Source organism: Pseudomonas sp. 22085, from assembly GCF_052045815.1.
In the GTDB taxonomy this organism is placed as follows: domain Bacteria; phylum Pseudomonadota; class Gammaproteobacteria; order Pseudomonadales; family Pseudomonadaceae; genus Aquipseudomonas; species Aquipseudomonas glycinae.
In genome coordinates this window covers 37,128-51,555 of record NZ_JBQEQA010000032.1, presented here as the reverse complement: position 1 = coordinate 51,555, position 14,428 = coordinate 37,128, and the positions used below count along the sequence as shown (strand labels likewise).

13 protein-coding genes are annotated in these 14,428 nt (G+C 61.9%); 5 read left to right on the top strand and 8 right to left on the bottom strand.

Going from position 1 to position 14,428, the window contains the following annotated elements:
* Positions 1-103: 103 nt before the first annotated feature.
* The 4 genes from ACTJK7_RS27885 to ACTJK7_RS27870 all read right to left on the bottom strand — a co-directional run bounded on the left by ACTJK7_RS27885 (position 104) and on the right by ACTJK7_RS27870 (position 4,686).
* Positions 104-1,054 (bottom strand): alpha/beta hydrolase, encoded by a 951-nt coding sequence (locus tag ACTJK7_RS27885; protein ID WP_323150543.1) that lies wholly within the window; start codon positions 1,052-1,054, stop codon positions 104-106.
* Complete coding sequence (ypfJ, locus tag ACTJK7_RS27880) at positions 1,055-1,942, bottom strand: KPN_02809 family neutral zinc metallopeptidase (RefSeq protein WP_108563311.1); 888 nt, start codon at positions 1,940-1,942, stop codon at positions 1,055-1,057.
* 190 nt (positions 1,943-2,132) lie between these two features.
* Complete coding sequence (locus ACTJK7_RS27875) at positions 2,133-2,966, bottom strand: aldo/keto reductase (protein ID WP_108563310.1); 834 nt, start codon at positions 2,964-2,966, stop codon at positions 2,133-2,135.
* A complete protein-coding gene (locus ACTJK7_RS27870) occupies positions 2,950-4,686 on the bottom strand; it encodes an FAD-dependent oxidoreductase (protein WP_323150545.1) in 1,737 nt (578 codons plus the stop codon). Before ACTJK7_RS27870 ends, ACTJK7_RS27875 begins: the two co-directional genes overlap by 17 nt.
* Before the next feature lie 177 nt (positions 4,687-4,863).
* On the opposite strand from ACTJK7_RS27870, the gene ACTJK7_RS27865 reads away from it, so the two are divergent.
* The 3 genes from ACTJK7_RS27865 (at position 4,864) to ACTJK7_RS27855 (ending at position 7,582) form a co-directional block, all read left to right on the top strand.
* Positions 4,864-5,640, top strand: coding sequence for an IclR family transcriptional regulator (locus ACTJK7_RS27865; RefSeq protein WP_064382136.1), 777 nt, complete (start codon positions 4,864-4,866; stop codon positions 5,638-5,640).
* Between the two features lie 181 nt (positions 5,641-5,821).
* The gene (locus ACTJK7_RS27860) at positions 5,822-6,637 is read left to right on the top strand and encodes a sugar phosphate isomerase/epimerase family protein (protein WP_085655043.1); all 816 of its coding nucleotides are present in this window, start codon (positions 5,822-5,824) and stop codon (positions 6,635-6,637) included.
* A gap of 66 nt (positions 6,638-6,703) precedes the next feature.
* Positions 6,704-7,582 (top strand): DMT family transporter, encoded by an 879-nt coding sequence (locus ACTJK7_RS27855; protein ID WP_039771776.1) that lies wholly within the window; start codon positions 6,704-6,706, stop codon positions 7,580-7,582.
* A 42-nt stretch (positions 7,583-7,624) separates the two neighbouring features.
* Here the strand turns inward: ACTJK7_RS27855 and ACTJK7_RS27850 are convergent, their stop codons facing one another.
* Positions 7,625-8,962: an MFS transporter gene (locus tag ACTJK7_RS27850; protein ID WP_064382134.1), complete on the bottom strand. Its 1,338-nt coding sequence runs from the start codon at positions 8,960-8,962 to the stop codon at positions 7,625-7,627.
* 273 nt (positions 8,963-9,235) lie between these two features.
* Between ACTJK7_RS27850 and quiC the strand changes: the two genes are divergently transcribed.
* Both quiC and ACTJK7_RS27840 read left to right on the top strand, forming a co-directional pair.
* The gene (gene quiC, locus ACTJK7_RS27845) at positions 9,236-11,137 is read left to right on the top strand and encodes a 3-dehydroshikimate dehydratase QuiC (protein ID WP_197870522.1); all 1,902 of its coding nucleotides are present in this window, start codon (positions 9,236-9,238) and stop codon (positions 11,135-11,137) included.
* A gap of 102 nt (positions 11,138-11,239) precedes the next feature.
* Positions 11,240-11,917, top strand: coding sequence for a TetR/AcrR family transcriptional regulator (locus ACTJK7_RS27840; RefSeq protein ID WP_108563306.1), 678 nt, complete (start codon positions 11,240-11,242; stop codon positions 11,915-11,917).
* 33 nt (positions 11,918-11,950) lie between these two features.
* Here ACTJK7_RS27840 and ACTJK7_RS27835 read toward each other — a convergent pair whose 3' ends face one another.
* The 3 genes from ACTJK7_RS27835 to ACTJK7_RS27825 all read right to left on the bottom strand — a co-directional run bounded on the left by ACTJK7_RS27835 (position 11,951) and on the right by ACTJK7_RS27825 (position 14,304).
* Positions 11,951-12,805: a shikimate dehydrogenase gene (locus tag ACTJK7_RS27835; protein WP_108563305.1), complete on the bottom strand. Its 855-nt coding sequence runs from the start codon at positions 12,803-12,805 to the stop codon at positions 11,951-11,953.
* On the bottom strand, positions 12,802-13,251 hold the full coding sequence (aroQ, locus tag ACTJK7_RS27830) for a type II 3-dehydroquinate dehydratase (protein ID WP_064382130.1): 450 nt from the start codon (positions 13,249-13,251) through the stop codon (positions 12,802-12,804). The genes ACTJK7_RS27835 and aroQ overlap by 4 nt, the downstream gene beginning before the upstream one ends.
* Before the next feature lie 141 nt (positions 13,252-13,392).
* Positions 13,393-14,304, bottom strand: coding sequence for a LysR family transcriptional regulator (locus ACTJK7_RS27825; protein ID WP_108563304.1), 912 nt, complete (start codon positions 14,302-14,304; stop codon positions 13,393-13,395).
* Between the last annotated feature and the right edge of the window lie 124 nt (positions 14,305-14,428).

Here is a 14,428-nt window from a genome sequence, read left to right as displayed (position 1 = left end):
GCTCCCACAGGGATTTGTAGCGGATACAGAATTTGTATTCACGCAAGTCATTGTGGGAGCTGGCTTGCCAGCGATGGGGCCAGATCAAACCACACCAGAGTTATTACTCGAACAGTGCTTTCTGGCCTTCCGGCGAGGTCAGCATGCCGTCGCCGTTATGCCCGACGCCGGGCACTTCGACCAGGCGTTGATTCACCCCTTCAGGGTGGCGACGCAGCAAGTACCCGAAAAACAGCTTCCCGCGCTCCAGTCGATAAGCCCCCTGGGCTTTGGCGGCGCAACTCTTGTCCAGCGCCGGATGTTGCGGGTCGGTGTCCTGCTGGCCCAGCAGATAAATTACCTCGCGTTTGACGTAACGGCCTTCAAGCTGCGCAGGCGTTTGTCCGCCCGCGTAAATCGGCGGGTCCACCAGACCGTACTTCCAGCGGTTGAAACCCGGACACTTGGCATGATCGAAGGCCACCGGGCGTTGCTCATTGAAGTAGGCGTAGGACGACGGATTGGCGACTACATAACGCAAGCGAATGCCTTCGGTCTTGAGTGCCGGTTGTTCCTGGGCCAGCAGCGCATAACGCTGCACCACCTGCGCGCCGCCGGAGTGGCCGAAGATCACGATCTGCTTCACGTCCGGAAACTGCTTGCGATCGCTCAGCCGCCCGACGATTTCGTCCAGTGCGGCGTAGGAACTGAGCGGGTTCGGCCCTGTGGATAACCCGCCGCCCATCCAGTCGTTGCCTTGCCAGCGCAGCACGCTGGCGGGTAACGAGTAGAGCGCCACATCGCTTTCGTTGAGAAACTGCGGGGCGATCACCAGGGTGTTGGCGGTTTGCCCGGCCAGTTCCGCCGCGGCTTCGCCGCTTTTGCGATAGGTCTCGGCGTTGCGCAGGCGGCCATGAATGACGATCAGCACGCGCTCGATTTTCGCCGGCGCCGGGCCGATGCCCACTGCCATTTCGCCGGCCTGCAATTGCAGGCGCCCGGGACTGATTGCGTCGACGCCGGCCGCTTGGGCGGTGCCGCCGATGAACAGTAAAGCCAACAGCCATTTATGCATTTACAGGTTTTTCGCCGCAAAGGTATCGCACTGGCCGACCTGGCCCTGGGCGAATCCGGTTTTGAACCAGCGCACCCTTTGCGCCGACGTACCGTGAGTAAACGAGTCCGGCACCACACGGCCCTGACCCTCTTGTTGCAGGCGATCATCACCGATGGCGTTCGCCGCGTTCAAGGCTTCTTCGATATCGCCCGGTTCCAGCCAGTTCAGACGCTTCTGCGCGTTGTAGGCCCAGACCCCGGCCAGACAATCGGCTTGCAGTTCCTGACGCACCAGCAGACCGCCGTCACCTTCCATCTGCCGGCCTTGCTGGCGGGCTGTCTGAATTTTCGCCGAGACGCCGAGAAGCGTCTGCACATGGTGTCCGACTTCGTGAGCGATCACGTAGGCCTGAGCGAAGTCGCCGGCGGCCTTGAAGCGTTGGGCCATTTCCTGGAAGAACGCCATGTCGAGATAGACTTTCTGGTCCGCCGGGCAATAGAACGGGCCGGTGGCCGAGGTCGCCAGACCGCAGGCGGAATTGACCCGGTTGCTGAACAGCACCAGGGTCGGATCCTTATATTGCCGGCCGGCCTGCTGGAAGATCGCGCCCCAGGTGTCTTCGGTGTCGCCGAGGATCGAGCGCACGAATTCGGCCTGTTCATCGTTGGCCGGCGGTGCCTGACGGGTTTGCGAAGTAGGGGCCGATTGTTCGGTCATCTGCCCGGTGAGCTGGCCGAGAATCTGCAGCGGGTCCTGGCCGGTGATCCAGCCGATACCGACGATCAGCAGGATCGCCCCGAGGCTCAGCCCCTTGCCACCGCCGAAGCGCATGCCGCCACCACCGCCCATATCATCGCCACGGGCATCGACGACGTTGTCACTGCGTCGGCCTTTTTTCCATAGCATGTGGGAATCCTCTGTCTGATCGTGGTGATGAGTGTTGCTGGTGTGTGAGTGTGGCGCCAGTCCGGTCGTCCGTCTATTCGTACACACGCACAAAGGCCCGGCCTCGGGGTGACGAGGTCGGGCCTGTTATTGACGAGCGCGAGCGCCGGGAATTCAATCCGCCGGCGGATTTCTTTCGCCGGGTCAGGTATCAGCGGTCGAAGGCATCCCACACCGGCGCGAAGTCCGGGCTGACCTGACGTTCGCGCTTGGGCAGCGCGGCGATCAGCGCTCGGTCGTCGTCATCCAGTTCGACCTTCAGCGAGGCCAGGTTGGCCAGTTGATTGGTTTTGCTGCTGGCCTTGGGAATCGCCGCGACGTTGTCCTGATCCAGTAGCCACTTCAGCGCGATTTGGGTCGGCAGCACGCCGTGTTTTTCAGCGATCTGCTGAATCTGTGGAATCTCCGAGACCTTGTTGCGTGCCAGCGGCGTGTAGGCCGTCAGGGCCAGATCGTGTTGACGGGCGTAGTCGAGCAGGGCGTTTTGTCCGAGCAGGACGTGGTATTCGACCTGAATGGCTGACAGAGGGGTGCCGTATTCCTCGACGACTTTGCGCAGCAGCGGCAGCGGAAAATTCGCCACACCGATGTTGCGGGCCAGACCTTGCTCCTTGAACGACGCGAGGGTTTCAAGGGTGCGCGGCAGGTCCCAGTCGGTGCTCGGCCAATGGATCATGAACAGGTCGACGTACTCGCTGCGCAACGCCTTGAGGCTGCGATCCAGCGAGTGACGCATGGCGTCCGGTTGCAACTGGTCCCACCAGACCTTGGTGGTGACGTGGATCTGCTCGCGGGGTGTCGGCGTATTCGCCAGGGCCTGTCCGACTGCGTCTTCGTTGTTGTAGGCGGCTGCCGTGTCGATGTGTCGGTAACCGAGTTCCAGCGCTTGCTCCACGGCGCGGGTGCATTCGTCGCCGAGCATCGGCCAGGTGCCGAGGCCGAGTTTTGGCAGGTTCAGTCCTTGTCTGTTAACGATGTGCTGCATGGTCGATCTCCTGTTCGAAAGCCGTGACGCCCGCCAAGTGCCGGGCTGCGATGTAACCGAAAGTCAGGGCCGGGCCGAGGTTGATCCCGCCCGCCGGATAATGCCCGCCCATGATGCTGGCCATGTCGCCACCGGCCGCGTACAGCCCGGTGATGGGCCGGTCTTCGGCGTCGAGCACTTGCGCATGCGGGTTGACCTTAAGCCCGGCGAAGGTGCCGAAACAGCCGGGCTGAACCTTCACCGCGTAGAACGGGCCTTGTTCGATAGGCGCCACGCACGGATTGGGTTGTTGCGCCGGATCGCCCTGTTTGCGGTTGTACGGCGTCGAGCCGCGACCGAACAGCGGGTCTTCGCCGTGCCGGGCATGGTGGTTGTAATCATCGACGGTGGCGCGTAAACCCTTCGCGTCGATGCCGCATGCGCCGGCCAATTCCTCCAGGGTATCGCCGGTTTTCAGATAGCCGCTGCGGATAAAACCTGACACCGGCACCGGAAACGGCCGAGACATGCCGAGCCCGTAACGCCGCTGGAACGCGCGGGTGCAGATCAGCCAGGACGCGACCTCTTCGCCCTCGGGGGCGGCGGCGACCATGGCGCTGACGTAGTCGTAATAGCCGTTGGCTTCGTTGACGAAACGCTGGCCGTTGCGCAGCACGCCGATGATGCCCGGCTTGCCGCGTTCGATGATGTGCGGGAAATGGCCGATGCTGCCGTCGGAATGCGTCACTTGTGAGACCGGTGCCCAGGCGACTGGCGAGGCCACATCGGTGTTGACCCGGCCTCCGACGTTTTCACCCAGCCGCAGGCCATCGCCATTGACTGCCAGCGGAGGCAGCGCCCAATGTTCGTGACCGGTGGGCGTGCGCGGGAACAAGGCCTTGCGCCGCTCGATGTCGTTGGCAAATCCGCCGGCCGCGAGCACCACGCCCTTGCGCGCATGGACAGTGACCGGGCCTTTCGCGGTGTGCACGCGAGCGCCGGTGATGCGTGATTCGTCGCGCAGCAGTTCGGTCACCGGTGCCGACTCCCACAGCAGAACGCCGAGGTCTTCGGCGGATTTCGCCAGCCGCGCCACCAGCGCCACGCCGTTGACCAGTTGCATCGCCCGGCCGTGCAGTGCCAGGTCCAGCAGGTGGCGAGTGAAACGCCGGGTCACGTGCCAGGCCGCCGACAACGAGCGAGTCAGATTGAGAAACGCCGACAGGTCCGCACCGGCCATGATCGGCATGCCCATGAACGATGTTTCGCGCATCGTTGTACGAAGACGCTTGAGCAGGCGCCCGACCTTTCGTCCGTCATAGGGGGCGGCAATCACCGAACGTCCGCCGGTGCCGGCGCCCGGTGTTTCGCCGTGGATGTCGGCGATGGCGTTGCCGTCGGCGAATTGCAGGGCGGTTTGCTGTTCGAAGAACGCCACCATGCGCGGGCCGGCTTCAAGGAAGGCGTCGATCATGGCCGGGTCGTAGTGCTCGCCGAGTTCGTGACGCAGATAGGTGCGCGGCAATTCCACGTCTTCGACGATCCCGGCACGCCGGGCCAGCGGGTTGCACGGCAACCACGCCCAGCCGCCGGACCATGCGGTGGCGCCGCCGAACACCGGATCCTTTTCCACCACGATGACCTTCAAGCCATGCCAGGCGGCGGTGACGGCGGCCGACAAACCGGCGGCGCCGGAGCCGACCACCAGAACGTCGCAGTCGATATCGGGAAGGGCAGGCATCAGCAAGGGCTCCAGCAATCAATTGTTTTTAGAATTGTGTTCCAGAAAATAACCAGTGCGGAGGAAGCAGATCAACTGACTGACGCGCAAAGTGGGCGGTTATCGGACGCCGGGTTCCAGATTTCGCATTCCTCGGGATGTCTTCTAGAATCGGCGAAATTTCACCGAGAGCGCACCATGGCCGGCAGTCAAATCGAACGGGTTTTCAGCGTGCTGGAAAGCCTCACCAGTGAACCGCGCGGGCTGCCGATGCAGACCCTGGCCGAGCAGCTGGACATTCCGAAGAGCGCGACGCACCGCCTGCTCGCCGAGCTGATCCGCCTGGGTTACGTGCGGCAGAATCCGGAGACATTGCGCTATCACCTGTCGACCAAACTGGTTGCGATGGGCTTTCAATATCTGTCGAGCAGCGGTGCCGACATCGTGCAGCCGGTGCTTGATCGTCTGGCCCAGGAAACCGGGGAGCTGGTGCGTCTGGGCGTGATCGACGGCGAGCGCCAGACCTGGATCGCCAAGGCCCAGGGCGCGCGCATCGGTCTGCGTTACGACCCGGACATGGGCCGCGACGCGCCGCTGTTCTACACCGCGTCGGGCCATGCGTGGCTGGCGTGCATGAGCGATGCCGAGGCGTTGTCGCTGGTCGAGCGCCAGGGCGCGGAGGTGCCGGCGGATATCGGGCCCAACGCGCCGCGCTCCAATATTGAACTGCTCGAACGCCTGCGCGTGGCCCGGGAACAGGGCTATGCCTGTGTGGAAGAAAGCTCGGCGGTCGGCACTTCGGCGATTGCCGCCGTGGTCAAACATCCCGCCGATGGCCGGGTGATCGGCGTGCTCAGCATCGCCGGCCCCAGCGCCCGCATGCCGGGGGCGCGATTGCATGAGCTGGCGCCGTTGCTACTGACGTTTACCGAGGAATTGTCGGCGGCCAGCCTGGCCTCGGAGTTGTTCGTTTAAACAAAGCTGTGCGCTGTTCGCCCACTTTTCAATCAGGTGGGTGGGATAATCTGGAACCGGGTTCTAAATTGTCGATGGAGTGGCTATTCCCACAACAATCACAAGAGGATCGCACCTTGAACCCGCCCCTTCGAATCGGCATTGGCTACGCCACCTCACCGGAATTGGCCGAGGCGCGGCCATGAGCGAGCGAATTCTGTCCCTGGCCAGCCTGACCGTCCTCGAATTGTCGCCACCCGACATGATCGAGGTCGCGGCCCGTGCCGGTTACAACCATGTCGGCCTGCGCCTGGAGCCGGCAACGGCCGAGGAATATCATTTTCCGCTGGTAGCCGATGGCGACTTGAGACGTCAGACACTGGCGCGTTTGCGTGATACTGGAATCGGCGTGCTCGACGTGGAAATCCTTCGATTGAAGCCGCAGACAGTGGTCGCTGATTTCGAGCGGCTGCTCAGCGTCGGCGCGGAGTTCGGTGCCAGTGAGTTGCTGGTCGCCGGAAACGATCCTGACGAGCAGCGGCTCACCGATCATTTCGCGGCACTGTGCGATCTGGCAGCGCCCTACGGTTTGCATCCGCATCTGGAATTCATGCCCTGGACTGATGCGCGCAATCTCAAGCAGGCATCGCGCATCGTCGACAACGCCGGGCGCGAAAACGGTGCGGTGCTGGTGGATGCGTTTCACTTTGACCGCTCCGGTTCGCGGCTGGAAGATCTGGCCGGTGTGCCGGCCTCGCGGCTGCGCTACGCACAGTTGTGCGATGTTGCCGGGCCGAGGCCGACGGACATGGCCGAGATCTTGCGTCAGGCTCGCAATGAGCGCCGGTTTCCCGGCGAGGGCGATTGTGACCTGATCGGGTTGTTGCACAGTCTTCCGGCTAACCTTCCCCTGAGTCTGGAAATTCCCACGGTCAAATTGCTGGAGCAGGGCGTGAGCGGATTGCAGCGGGCGCAAATGGCGATCGACCGGACACGGGAATTGTTGGCCCGGCTTTAAGTCTGCTTCAAGGGGCGAGGGCGCCTGCGTCCTCGTCACCGTTTATTTTTCATTCAGAGAGAGCCAATGACCGTCAGCACTCCGCTTTCCGGCGTCAACCAACCCTTCAAGGGGATCTTGCTGATTGTCGTGGCAACCTTCCTGTTCTCCAGTCACGACGCGCTGTCGAAATACCTTTCGGGTTTTTATCCGATCGTGATGGTGGTGTGGGCGCGGTATCTGGTGCACACGCTGCTGATGGCGGGGATTTTCCTGCCGCAGTCCGGGCTGCGCGTGCTGCGCACCAAACGCCCGTTGTGGCAGTTGGCGCGGGCGTTGTGCCTGCTGGGCACCAGCCTGTTTTTCACCACGGCGTTGCTGTACATCCCGCTGGCCGAGGCCACGGCGGTCAACTTTCTTGCGCCGGTGCTGGTGACGGCGCTGTCGGTGCCGCTGCTCAAGGAGCGGGTGACGCGCGGTCAGTGGATCGCGGTGGTGTGCGGGTTCATCGGGGTGCTGATCATCGTCCATCCGGGCGGTGACTTGTTTACCCCGGCAATTCTGTTGCCGTTCTGCTCGGCGCTGTTTTTCTGCTTCTATCAGCTGCTCACCCGCAAGCTCGCCGAAGTCGACAGCCCGACCACCAGCAACTTTTTCGCCGGGCTGTGCAACACGCTGGTGATGAGTGCACTGGTGCCGTTCTTCTGGCAGGTGCCGAGCCTGGGGCATGCGTTGTTGATGCTGGCGCTGGGCAGTTGCGGAATGACCGCGCACCTGTTTCTGACCCAGGCTTTCCGCCATGCCGCACCAGCACTGCTGGCGCCGTTCGGCTATTGCCAGATCGTGTTCGCGGGGTTGTTGGGCTGGTTGCTGTTCGCTCACACGCCGACCCTGATGACGGTGATCGGGATCGCGGTGATCTGTTGCAGCGGACTGGCGGCAGCGTGGCAGCAGAGCCGGCGCTGAAAGCAAAACCGGCCTGAAATCAGGCCGGTCGGTGCAGGAGGGTTATTCGGTAACCGTAGGAATCTTGCGCGGTGCCATGAAGTACATCCAGGTCAGCGCGATGAAGTACATCGCCGGGATCAGAGTGAACAGCACGGTGTAGTTGTTGTTGGTGACGGTCAGGATGTGGCCGACGATCTGGGTCATGAACATCCCGCCGATCGCCGCGCACATGCCGCCGAAACCGAACACCGTGCTCATCATGTGCTTGGGCGTGTAGTCCATCACCAGGCTCCAGATGTTGGCGGTCCAGGCCTGGTGCGCGCCGATGGCCAGAGAGATGGCGGCAACCGCGATCCACAGGTTGGCGGAGCCGGCGGCCATGACCACGCCGATGATGCAGCAGGCGAACAGGAACATCGACAGCAGTCGGGCCTTGATCGAGTTCATGCCGCGACCGATAAGGAACGAAGACAGAATCCCGCCCCCCACGCTGCCGAAGTCAGCGGTGACGTAGATGATGATCAGCGGAATGCCCATCTGGGTGACGTTGATGCCCAGGTTGTATTGCTGATTGAGAAACGGCGGCAGCCAGTACAGGTAGAACCAGAACACCGGCGCAGTCAGCGAGTAGGCGAGGGCGAAGGCCCAGGTGCCGCGCATGCGCAGGATCTTCGAGAACGGCACGCGGGCCTGTTCCGGTTCGATTTCTTTCTGGATGTATTCCAGCTCCGACTGTTTCACGCTCGGGTGATCTTCCGGATTGAAATATTTCAGGCCCCAGAACAGCAGCCAGATCCCGCCCAGCGCCGACATGCACAGGAACGCGGCCTGCCAGCCCCACACGTGAAGGATCAGCGGCAGCAGCATCGGGGTGAACATCGCACCGACGTTGGTGCCGGCGTTGAAAATGCCGGTGGCCACCGCACGTTCGCCGGCCGGGAACCACAGGCGTGTGGTTTTCACACAGGCCGGGTAGTTCGCCGCTTCAGTCAGGCCGAGGATGAACCGGCAGACCATGAAGCCCACCGCCGAGGTCGCCAGACCGTGGGCACCGGTGGCCAGGCTCCAGAGCAGCACCGCGCAGAAGAACACGCGCTTGACGCCGACCCGGTCGATCAGTCGTCCTTGCAGCACGAAGCCGATCGCGTAGCCGACCTGAAACCAGAAGTTGATGTTGGCGTAGTCCATCGCCGTCCAGCTCATTTCCTTGGCAAGGATCGGCTGCATGACGCCGAGGGCGGCACGGTCGATGTAATTGAGGGTGGTGGCGAAAAATACCAGCGCCAGCATGCCCCAACGGGTCTTGCCGACGGCCATGGCGCCCCGGATCTTGTCGCCGATGCCACCCGTGGCAGTGCTCATGGCCGGAGCCATGCGGGAAGTCTGTGAAGGAATCATGTGTTCCACCCGTTTTTGGATTTGTTATTTGGTGTGCTTTTTTTGTGCACGCTGCGACCGGTGGTTCAGTTCCGGACTCAAGGTGAAAGGGATGTTGGGCAGTGGACGAAAAATCGTCAATTCGCCAAACCGGCATTCTGTTCGATAATCGCACGCAAAACTAACCGGGTAGTACAGTTTAAATTGCTCAATGAAAAACCGGGACCAATAATTCGCTCACCCTATAAAAGCGGCGCAGTTTTCGTAGCCGACGTCTCCACCGGGAGTTGAAACATGCAGCGATCCATTGCCACCGTCTCCTTGAGCGGAACCCTGCCGGAAAAACTCGAAGCCATTGCCGCCGCCGGGTTCGACGGAGTGGAGATTTTCGAAAACGATCTTCTGTATTACGACGGCAGTCCCCGGGAAATCCGGCAGATGTGCGCCGACCTCGGGATTGCCATCACGCTGTTTCAACCGTTCCGCGATTTCGAAGGCTGCCGCCGCGATCGACTGGAGCGCAACCTGGAGCGGGCCGAGCGCAAGTTCGACCTGATGCAGGAGCTGGGCACCGACCTGGTGCTGGTCTGCAGCAACGCCTCCCCCGACAGTCTCGGCGAGCAACAGATCCTCATCGACGACCTGCGCCTGCTGGCCGAGCGCGCCGGCGCCCGTGGCCTGCGCATCGGTTATGAAGCGCTGGCCTGGGGCCGTCACGTCAATACTTATCAACAGGTCTGGGACATTGTGCGTCAGGCCGATCACCCGGCCCTCGGCGTGTTGCTCGACAGCTTCCACACCTTGTCGCTCAAGGGCGATCCACGGGCGATTGCCGAGATTCCCGGCGACAAGATTTTCTTCGTACAGATGGCCGACGCACCGATCCTGGCGATGGACGTGCTTGAGTGGAGCCGGCATTTCCGCTGCTTCCCGGGGCAGGGCGAATTCGATCTGCCGGGGTTTCTGGCGCCGATCATTCAGAGTGGCTACACCGGGCCGCTGTCGCTGGAAATCTTCAACGACGGCTTCCGCGCCGCGCCGCCTCGGGCCAATGCGGCCGACGGCTTGCGTTCGCTGCTGTATCTGGAGGAGAAAACCCGCCAGCGTCTGGAGCAGGAAATCCGTCCTGTGGATAACCGCGACATCCTCTTCGAAACGCCGAAGGCCAGCGAATACAACGGCATCGAGTTTCTTGAGTTCGCCGTGGATGAAAGCCTGGGCGCCAAGCTGTCGAACTGGCTGGAACGGCTGGGTTTCGTCAAGGCCGGCCAGCATCGCTCCAAGAGTGTCAGCCTGTTGCGCCAGGGTGATATCAACCTGATCCTCAACTCTGAACCCTATTCGTTCGGCCACAGCTTTTTCGAGGCCCACGGCCCGTCGCTCTGCGCCACCGCTGTGCGAGTCAAGGACAGCGCCAGTGCGCTGGCTCGCGCCGTCGCCTATAAAGGTCAGCCTTATCGCGGACTGGTCGGCCCCAACGAACTGGAGCTGGCGGCGGTGCGTGCGCCGGACGGCAGCCTGATTTATCTGGTGGATCAGGAGGCAGATGTCTACGGCACTGACTTCAATCTGCTGCCAAATGCAGTGGCGCGCGGCGGTCTCAAACGCATCGACCACATGGCCATGGCGCTGCCGGCAGACAGCCTCGACAGTTGGGTGTTGTTCTACAAGAGCCTGCTGGATTTCGAGGCCGATGACGAAGTGGTGCTGCCGGATCCTTACGGGCTGGTGAAAAGCCGTGCCCTGCGTAGCCGCGACAGTTCGATCCGGCTGCCGCTGAACATTTCCGAGAACCGCAATACCGCGATCTCACACGCGCTATCGAGTTATCGCGGCTCCGGGGTGCATCACATCGCCTTCGATTGCGACGATATCTTCGCCGAAGTCAGCCGCGCGAAGGAGGCGGGCGTACCGCTGCTGGATATCCCGCTCAACTATTACGACGACCTGGCGGCGCGCTTCGATTTCGATGACGAATTCCTCAGCGAACTGGCGTACTACAACGTGCTCTACGACCGCGATGCGCAGGGCGGCGAGTTGTTCCACGTCTACACCGAGCCGTTCGAAGGGCGTTTCTTCTTCGAGATCATCCAGCGCAAGAACGGTTACGCCGGTTATGGCGCGGCCAACGTCGCGGTGCGGCTGGCGGCGATGGCCAAATCACGCAGTGGTGCGGTTCGCCAGGCGAAGTTGTAGGAAATTCGTAAACGCGGGATTAAACACCGGCCGCGCGGCTTCCTTCACTGGGGCGCGCGGCCCATAATCGCCAGCCTGTGCAGTGATGGCCGTGAGCCCGCAATGACAATGACTTCAGAACTTCCCGCAGCTCCCGTTCTACCCGCGGTAGAGCCGCGCAAAAGTCGCAAGAACAATCCGGAAAAGACCCGCGAGAATATCCTGCAGGAGGCGATCGTCGAGTTCGTCCAGCAGGGGCTGTCCGGCGCCCGCGTCGATGCGATCGCCGAGCGCATCCACACCTCCAAGCGCATGATCTATTACTACTTCGGCAGCAAGGAGCAGTTGTACGTCGAGGTGCTGGAGAAGCTCTACGGCGACATCCGCAACACCGAGAACCGTCTGCACCTGGCCGAGTTGCCGCCAGTGGAAGCGATCCGGCGTCTGGTGGAATTCACCTTCGATCACCACGATCGCAACGTCGATTTCGTGCGGATCGTCAGCATCGAAAACATCCACAACGCCGAGTATGTGAAGCGTTCCGATGCGATCAAGGCGATGAACAACACCATCCTCGATTCCCTGGGCGAAATTCTGCGTCGCGGTGCTGAGGAAGGGGTGTTCCGCGCCGGGCTCGACGCGCTGGATGTGCATCTGCTGATCAGTTCGTTCTGCTTCTATCGCGTATCGAACCGCCACACGTTCGGTGAGATCTTTCAGATCGACTTGCCGGACGAAAGCATCAAGCAGCGTCATCGCGAGATGATTTGCGAGTCGGTCCTGCGCTATTTGCAGGTGTGACCGAAGTCGAGGGGGCGCCGCCCCCTCACGGTTTTACCCATTCATGCTTTGAAAATGCGCGAGCATTCGTTGCGCATCCGGCGCCTTGCCGCTGAACAGCTCAAACGCCTTCACTGCCTGAAACACCGCCATGTTGCCGCCATCCAGGGTTCGGCAACCCAGGGCGCGGGCGTTGCGCAGCAGTTCGGTTTCCAGCGGGAAATACACAATCTCCGCCACCCACAACTCGGGCCGCAGCAACGCCACCGGCACGGGCATGCCCGGTAATTTGGCCATGCCCATCGGCGTGGTATTCACCAGGCCATCGGCCTGATTCAGCGCGCTCGCCAGATCATGCCCGGCAACCGCCCGGCCAGCGCCGAAATGCTGGTTGAGGTTGTTGGCCAGGCTTTCGGCGCGCTCGACGTCCACGTCAAAAATGCTCAGTTGCTGTACGCCTTCGCTCAACAAGGCGTGGGCCACTGCCGCGCCTGCGCCACCGGCGCCCATCTGGACCACACGTTCGCGGGCGACGTCTGGCAGACCGCGACGAAAACCTTCGGCAAAACCCAGGCAATCGGTGTTGTGGCCGACGCGTTTGCCGTCCTTCAGCACCACTGTGTTCACGGCGCCGATGCCTCGGGCTTCCGGGGACAATTCATCGAGCAGCGGGATGATTGCCTGCTTGCACGGGAAGGTGATGTTCAGCCCGGTGTAGTTCATCCGTTCGGCGGCCAGCAGCAGGTCGGGCAGGGCGTTGCTGTCCAGTTGCAGTTGATCGAGATCAATCAGCCGGTACAGGTAACGCAGGCCCTGTTCGTCACCTTCGTGTTCATGCAGCGCCGGGGTGCGGGAGGCCTGGATGCCGGCGCCGATCAGCCCGGCGAGTATCACGTTGTTGCGATTCATGCGGATCGCCCCTTCAGCCGCTGGCTGAAATGTTCCAGGGCCAGGCGATAGCCGTGGCTGCCGAAGCCGCACATCACGGCGGTGGCGATGGCCGAGACGAACGAATGGTGACGGAACGGCTCGCGGGCGTGGACGTTGGACAGGTGCACTTCGATCACCGGCAATTCGCTGGCGACCAGAGCGTCGCGGATCGCGACCGAGGTGTGAGTCCAGGCGGCCGGGTTGATCACGATGCCGGCGCAGCGCTGACGGGCGCCGTGAATCCAGTCGAGCAGTTCGCCTTCGTGGTTGGTCTGGCGAAACTCCACGGCCAGGCCGAATTCTTCGGCGGCGCGCCCGCACAGGGCAGAGATGTCGGCCAGGGTTTCGTGACCGTAGGTTGCCGGTTCACGGGTGCCGAGCAGGTTCAGGTTCGGGCCGTTGAGCACCAGAACGATAGGGGGCATGGGGGCAAACTCCACTTATTGTTTTTGGCTTGGGCCGAAGGTTTCGACCTGTGGAGTTAAATTGTACTAGATGGTTACTTTAATCAATTGCCCTGCATCGACGACCCGGTTTTGTGGGCGGTGATCGCACACTGATGCAATTCAGTGCGGCAACTGCTCCACCAGAAAATCGATGAAAGCCCTGACGCGCAGCGGCATGTGGCGATTCTGCGGGTACAACAAGGTAAACGGCCGCGAGCGTCCGCTGTAGGGTTTGAGCACTTCTATCAGCGAGCCGTCGGCCAGTTCTTTTTCGACAATGAAGCGATAGGTCTGGAACAACCCGGCACCGTGCCTGGCCAGGGTCACGCCACCGAGCACATCGTCTGAACAGCAAAAATTGCCCTCGGCGAGGATTTCCCGTGGCGTGTCTTCGTCGTAAAACAGCCAGGTGATCCGCCGCCCGTTGCTGGGTAATTCGTACTGGATGCATTCGTGTTGTTCGAGGTCTTCAAGGGTCTGCGGCGTGCCGGCGCGTTTGAGGTAATCGGGGCTGGCAACCATCACCAGCGCCGCATCTTCCAGATGCCGGGCGATCAAACCCGAATCGGGAATCGCCCGCACGCGGATCGCCATGTCGTAGCCCTCGCCGACGAAGTCGATGTTGCGGTTGCTGATGTGCATGTCGACCTTCACCTGCGGGAAGCGCGCGCGAAAGGCCGGCAACAGCGGCAGGATCCGATGATGGGCATAAGTCGTAGGAATACTGATACGCAGGGTGCCGGACGGTTCCTGCTGCTGGCCCATAACCTCCCGTTGCGCCTCGACCAGTTGAGCCAGCGCCTGGCTGCATTCTTCGTAGTAGCGACGGCCGCTATCGGTCAGTTTCACGCTGCGGGTGGTGCGTGCAAACAGGCGTACACCCAGGCGTTCCTCCATGCGGGATACCGAGCGGCTAACCGCTGCCGGCGTCACCGATGCTGCCTGCGCCGCAGCGGTGAAGCTGCCGCACTCGGCGGCCAGGCAAAACAACTCGATGCTGCCCAGCTGAAGATCGTCGAAGTGTCGCTGCATGATTGATTACACCGGGGAATGAGTCTTCGTATGTAGCAAATGCGCGGCCACTGCGAAAGAACTGCTTACCATTTTGCGCGTGGCTTTCCTGAATCCCGCACTAGGCTCGAAAACGTAATGACTA